The organism is Bartonella sp. OC68QHHN (assembly GCF_042193875.1).
In the GTDB taxonomy this organism is placed as follows: domain Bacteria; phylum Pseudomonadota; class Alphaproteobacteria; order Rhizobiales; family Rhizobiaceae; genus Bartonella; species Bartonella grahamii_A.
The window spans coordinates 1-1,118 of the sequence record NZ_JBHIME010000013.1; the positions used below are offsets into that span (position 1 = coordinate 1).

At 37.7% G+C, this 1,118-nt stretch carries 1 protein-coding gene; it reads left to right on the forward strand.

All coding sequences use genetic code 11. The features are described 5' to 3' along the window. The first annotated feature begins 410 nt into the window (after positions 1-410). The gene (locus ACFIJ0_RS00975; protein ID WP_375644002.1) at positions 411-941 is read left to right on the forward strand and encodes an antA/AntB antirepressor family protein; all 531 of its coding nucleotides are present in this window, start codon (positions 411-413) and stop codon (positions 939-941) included. Positions 942-1,118 lie beyond the last annotated feature (177 nt).

The following is a 1,118-nucleotide window of genomic DNA, read 5'->3' on the forward strand; positions in this document are numbered from 1 at the left end:
AAAGGAATTGGTGTGCTGTCTCAAGAGCTTAAAAGACAAAACATGCATTAAGAGCAACAATCATGGAAAAGAAATACGAACTTATTGATGAAATCGATATGATTTATTTGCGTCAACTTTTTAATTTTTTAATTGACAATATACTATCAGTATATATATGCTCAAATAAGGTGCTTGAAAAACACCTTAGATGCATAGCGGATGAAATGCCGAAACAGTTTATTTTCCGCACATTAAAGGCTTTGACTCGTTGTATGTTACACGCATATAATGGCTTTGTCGGGTGTAGTTACGCTATACAATACTCTTTATGGGGAAAGCGTAACGACGGACTATGCACCGTGTTTTTCAGCACCCGGCATCCTTTATTGGATGTCAATGAAAAACATCTAACTGCATAGGAGTTCATTATGAACATTCTTATAAAAATTACAGAACAAACAATTGATCAGGAAACAGTTCAAACCGTTAATGCGCGCGAATTGCATACATTTTTAGAAGTAGGTCGCGACTTTACGACATGGATTAAAAACCGCATAAAAACATATAAATTTGTTCACACAAAAGACTATATTCTAACGTTCCCCAAAACGGGGGAGCGTCAAAATGTAAACATGACAGAGTACCATCTCACATTAGACATGGCGAAAGAGCTCTCAATGGTCGAACGCAATGAGAAAGGACGTCAAGCACGCCGTTACTTTATTGAATGTGAGAAGAAACTAAGAAGCCAAGCGGTTGATTATGATCATGATACACGCTTTGATTTACCAAGCTATTGGGAGGGAATGAACGCTGGTGAAAAAGTTTTGTATCTTTTGGGTCCAATTCATATGCGTCTTATTGATGCTTTCAGAGTGGATGAAGAGAACAGAAAATATAAAGCCCTCATTAAAGAAGCAAAACAGGTCTTAGAAAGATCTGTCGTAAAAGCTGCTTAGTTTAAAAAAAGATCTCATTTCCTCGTCTTTTCAGACGGGGAGGTGGTCAATATCACACAGTCTCTAGAAACAAGATTGTAACAACAAAAACAAAGATTTAAACACCAGCGTGATTCACGCCACGGGGGAATTGCGCTCAAATAGGAGGAGATCAAGATGAGTGAACAAAACACTACC